This window comes from Streptomyces sp. YS-3 (assembly GCF_045257485.1).
In the GTDB taxonomy this organism is placed as follows: Bacteria; Actinomycetota; Actinomycetes; order Streptomycetales; family Streptomycetaceae; genus Streptomyces.
Genome location: NZ_JBJHPC010000581.1, coordinates 1 through 4,462 on the forward strand (window position 1 = coordinate 1; position 4,462 = coordinate 4,462).

Annotated in this window: 3 protein-coding genes; 1 reads left to right on the top strand and 2 read right to left on the bottom strand. The window is 69.5% G+C overall.

What is annotated here, in order from left to right:
* Nucleotides 1-20 precede the first annotated feature (20 nt).
* A complete protein-coding gene (locus ACJA3G_RS31130) occupies nt 21-1,400 on the bottom strand; it encodes a M14 family metallopeptidase (RefSeq protein ID WP_406556384.1) in 1,380 nt (459 codons plus the stop codon).
* 453 nt (nt 1,401-1,853) lie between these two features.
* On the opposite strand from ACJA3G_RS31130, the gene ACJA3G_RS31135 reads away from it, so the two are divergent.
* Nucleotides 1,854-2,696, top strand: coding sequence for a serine protease (locus ACJA3G_RS31135; RefSeq protein WP_406556385.1), 843 nt, complete (start codon nt 1,854-1,856; stop codon nt 2,694-2,696).
* A 46-nt stretch (nt 2,697-2,742) separates the two neighbouring features.
* On the opposite strand, the gene ACJA3G_RS31140 is transcribed toward ACJA3G_RS31135, so the two are convergent.
* Entirely contained in the window at nt 2,743-4,431 is a 1,689-nt protein-coding gene (locus tag ACJA3G_RS31140; protein ID WP_406556386.1) for a chitinase, read from the bottom strand.
* Between the last annotated feature and the right edge of the window lie 31 nt (nt 4,432-4,462).

Below are 4,462 nucleotides of genomic sequence, written 5' to 3' on the forward strand. Positions count from 1 at the left end.
GGGTGGGGGTCATCCCGGGGTCACGAACCCGCGCAGTACTGCGACTCCTTCCCAATCGACCGGTACATGCAGTCCGCGTTCTCCAGCAACTGCAACACCGCGTCCCGGTTCCGCGAAGTCTCCCGTTCGATCACCTCGTCCGGCGGGTAGAACCCACCCCCCGCCCCCGACTCGCCCGGATACATCTCGAAGGTGAAGTCGAAGATCTTCTGGGTGCCCCAGAGGTAGTCGTCTATCGTGCCGTCGGTGATGTACAGGTCGCTGGACTGCTCCGGCGTGTACCCGTTGGACGCCGCCATCTTCCCGCCGACCGCCGCGTACGCGTCGTGGTCGTCCTTCGTCAGCCCCGTCGCCGTGTCGTTGTACGTGTAGCCGAACGGCCACAGCACCAGCTCGCTGTAGGTGTGGAAGTCGATCCCGGCCTTGATCTGCTGCTTGCCGCCCACCACCCGGCTGCGGGCGAAGTCGGCGACGACCTTCACCTCGGGCGCGGACTCGCCGGCCAAGCCCCGGTACGTCTCGGAGCCCTTGCTGCCCGAGGAGCCGCCGCAACAGCCCCACTTGTAGTTCCAGTTGCGGTTCAGGTCCGTACCGACGGACGAGGAACCGGAGTTGGGCTGGCGGTTCTTGCGCCAGCTGCGGTACGAGCCGGTCGCGATGTCGTACTCCCCGCCGTCCGGGTTGAGGTCCGGCACGATCCAGATCTCCCGGTTGTTCACCATGTTGGTGATCCGTGAGTCCTGCCCGTACCCGGCGCCGAACTCCCGCAGCAGATACAGCGCCATCTCCACCGTCAGGTGCTCACGGGCGTGCTGGTGGAAGGTGAACAGGACCTCGGGCTCGTTCTCGTCGGTGGCCACGTTGTCGCTCACCTTGATCGCGACGATGTCCCGGCCCTGGTACGACTTGCCGATCACGCGCTTGCTCATGATCGAGGGGTACTGGGCCAGGCGCTGGTCGATCTCGGCCGTCATCTCGGCGTAGTTGTGGTACTTGGAGTCCGCCGGCGGGAAGTCGAAGGGGGCCGCCTTGAGGCCGCCCGAGCGGTCCGGCGGCCCGGGCAGCGCCTTGAGGGTGTAGCCGAGCGCGCGCAGGTTCCGCGCCTGCCCGGCGTCGGCGCTGACCACGACGGTGTGCTCGTGCACCTCGTCGATGGAGACCCCGGTGGCCGCGATGGCGGTGCGCGCGGCGGGGGTGGCGGGGCCGTGGATCTCGTACTGGACGGTGGCCTCGTCGGCGGCCACGTCCGCGCGGTCGCGCGGGGAGGGCGCCGGGGACGCGGTGGCGTGGGAGGTCAGCGGGGCGGCCAGCGCCATCGCGAGGAGGGCCGCGAGACCCGCCGAACGTCTGGCACCGCCGCGCGGCGCGCGGGTGGCGCGCGTACGCGTACGAAGTCGCATGAATGCTCCTGGGGATCCAGAGGTGGGGGTGTTCATGTCGACGTTGCTGTGGTGGTGCGTCGCACCCTGAGCTTCTGGGCATGGCATGTCAGCGTCAAGGTCCGCCGTCCCTCACCCGGTCCGGGTGGGCGATATCCCGTCAAGGTCCTTCCGGCGCGGCTCCATGGAGTGCATGGTGCTCGGCGGCGCCCGGGATCCAGCCGTCCGGCCGGTCCCGGTGGGCCGTATGGGCGTACAGGCGTACAGGCGTACGGGTGTACGGGTGCGGGGGTTGACCCCGACCGCCCTCGTGCCGCCCCCGTGCCGCGCCGCCCGGGCACCGCCCCGCTCAGGCCCGGCGGCCGATCCGACTGGCTCGAACTCGACGGTTGCCCCCGGGGGTTGGCCCGCCCAACAATGCTCATGACAATTTCAGGAACCCACTCCTGAAACCCTTCAGAGGGGAACCCCCACATGAAGAAGCCTCTCGTCGGCACGGTGCTGGCGCTGCTGCTCGTCGGAGCCGGCGCGGCACCGGTCGTCGCGGCGCCGCACACCCACAGCGACGCCAAGGCGACGGTCAAGGCGGTCGACTTCGCCGGAACGGTCGCGCTCAGCAACTGTTCCGGGTCGCTCATCCGCACCCCGAGCTCCCAGCCGAACGACCCCGCTCTCATCCTCTCCAACGGCCACTGCCTGGAGACCGGCTTCCCGGCCGCCGGCGAGGTCATCACCGACCAGCCCTCCTCGCGCAGCTTCTCGCTGCTCAACGGCTCGGGCAGCAAGGTCGGCACCCTGCGCGCCACCAAGGTCAGCTACGCGACGATGACCGACACGGACATCACCGTCTACCAGCTGAGCAAGACGTACGCGCAGATCCAGAGCCAGTACGGGATCGGCGCGCTCACCCTCAACGACCAGCACCCGGTCGCGGGCACCGCCATCAAGGTGGTCTCGGGCTACTGGAAGCGGACCTACAGCTGCAACATCGACGGGTTCGTCTACCGCCTCAAGGAGGGCGACTGGACCTGGAAGGACTCGGTCCGCTACACCTCCGCCTGCCAGACCATCGGCGGCACCTCGGGCTCCCCGGTCATCGACACCGCCACCGGCAAGGTGGTCGCGGTGAACAACACCGGCAACGAGGACGGCCAGCGCTGCACCGAGAACAACCCGTGCGAGGTGGACCAGAACGGCAACGTCACCGTCCACTACAAGATCAACTACGCCCAGGAGACGTACATCATCGTCCCCTGCATAGGCACCGGCAACCGGGTCGACCTGAGCCGCCCGGGCTGCACCCTGCCCAAGCCGTGACACACGTCTCCCCGCGCCCCGGTCCGGGGCGCGGGGAGAGGTGCCGCTACGGCAGTGCGTGGACGTGCGGTCCCACCGCGTTCGACCAGGCGTTGCCCGACTTCGCGTCCCAGTTGGTCGACCAGGTCATCGCGCCGCGCAGACCCGGCCAGGTCCTCGCGGGCTTGAAGGAGCCGCAGTTGGTGCCGGCGGTCAGGCAGTCCAGGGCCGCGTTCACCACGGACGGGGAGACATAGCCGCTGCCCGCGCCGCTCGTGGAGGCGGGCAGACCGAGACCGACCTGGGACGGGTCGAGGCCGCCCTGCAGCTGGATGCAGGCGAGCGCGGTCAGGAAGTCGACCGAGCCCTGCGAGTAGACCTTTCCGTCGCAGCCCAGCATCGAACCGCTGTTGTAGTACTGCATGTTGACGACGGTGAGGATGTCCTTGATGTTGAGCGCCGTCTTGAAGTACTCGCCCGACGTGGACTGCATGTCGATGGTCTGCGGCGCCATCGTGATGACGAGCCTGCTGCCCGCCTTCGACGCCAGCGAGCGCAGCGCCTGTGTCATATAGGTGGAGTTGAGGCCGTTCTCCAGGTCGATGTCGACGCCGTCGAAGCCGTACGTCCGCATCAGCGCGTAGACGGAGTCGGCGAAGTTCGCCGCCGAGGTCGAGTCGTTGATCGACACCGTGCCGTTCTGGCCGCCGATGGAGATGATCACCGACTTGCCGGCCGCGTGCTTGGCGGCGATGTCCGCCTTGAACTGGTCGACGGTGTAGCCGCCGAGGCCGGCCGTGTCGAGGTTGAAGGTCACCCCGCCCGGGGTGCCGGTGGCGTCCGCGAAGGAGACGGCGATGATGTCGTAGTTCGCCGGCACGTCGCTGATCCGCTGGACGGTCGCGCCGTTGTTGAAGTTCTGCCAGTACCCGGTCACCGCGTGCCTGGGCACGGTCCCGCCGCCCGGGGTGCCCGTCGCGGAGGTCTTCGCGGTCACCGCCGCGGATTTGGGGGACTCCCCGGCGGCGTTGGTCGCGGTCACCTGGAACTGGTACGAGGTCGACGCGCTCAGCCCGGTCACGGTCGCCGAACCGCCGCTCACCGACTGCACCTTGGCGCCGTCGCGGTAGACGTTGTAGCCGGTCGCGCCCGGGACCGCGCCCCAGGACAGGTCCACGGAGGAGGAGCTCACCGAGCCGACCGCCAGACCGGCCGGGGCGCCCGGGACCGTCGGGGCCGGGTCGCCGCCCCCGCCGCCGTCCGGGCCGAAGACGGAGACGTCGTCGGCGTAGTAGGCGTTCTGGCCGTACCAGCCGTGGGTGTAGATCTGCACGGAGGTGGTGGAGGCCCCGGTCCTGAAGGTGGTCGACAGCTGGTTCCAGCCGCCGCCGGTGCCGGGCGTCCAGGTGGAGACGTCGCTGGTGCCGGTCCCGGAGGCGCCCAGGTACACGTACGAGCCCTGCACCCAGGAGCTCAGCGTGTAGGTGGAGTTGGGCTTCACGGCGACGCTCTGGACGCACTGGCCCGTGTCGGAGCCGGACGGGCTCGCCTTGAGGGCGGCGGCTCCGCCGTGCACGGGCGAGGAGACGACGGATCCGCTGCCGGCCGTACAGCTCCAGCCCGCGAGGCCCGACTCGAAGCCCGCGTTGCGGGCGTTGTTGACGTCCGCCGCGTGGGCGGTGCCGGTGAGTCCGGCTATGGACAGGGCGCCTGCGGCGGCAACGGCCAGGCCGACTCTGCCGCTTGCTCGTTTCACTTGCTGCCTCCGGTGGGGGAGTGGGGAGGGC